Here is a 331-nt window from a genome sequence, read left to right as displayed (position 1 = left end):
GGGTTGTTGTGGTGCGAAGGCGGGGCGAGAGTCCTGAAGCTGGTTCGGCTGATTAAGTGCTTAAGAAATTTTTCGAAAGTGCTTGACGAAGTTGAAAAAGCAGATCAAAATCTCGCCTCTTTGCTGCCGACGAAGCCAAGTGTTTTGAAGGCGGCAAGCGAGCTGAAAGATGTTGAGAAAAGAAATTTTCAAAAACATTTGACAGCGAAGCAAAAAGCAGATTAGAATCTCGCTTCTTTGCTGCTGACAAGTCAGCGGCGCAAAACGAAGAGTAAATCAGAGTTTTGCGATGTTCTTTAATAATTAACAGCCGATAAGCGTGGGCGTTTGA

1 protein-coding gene is annotated in these 331 nt (G+C 44.4%); it reads left to right on the top strand.

From position 1 onward, the window contains the following. Positions 1 to 225, top strand: a 225-nt coding sequence (locus tag ACG0Z3_RS23285) for a hypothetical protein (RefSeq protein WP_394402446.1), incomplete at its 5' end; no start/stop codon positions are given. Positions 226 to 331 lie beyond the last annotated feature (106 nt).

The sequence above is a fragment of the Pelomonas margarita genome (assembly GCF_043555875.1).
In the GTDB taxonomy this organism is placed as follows: Bacteria; Pseudomonadota; Gammaproteobacteria; order Burkholderiales; family Burkholderiaceae_C; genus Pelomonas; species Pelomonas margarita.
Note: the sequence above shows the minus strand (reverse complement) of the source record. Positions and strands in the feature narration are given on the sequence as shown.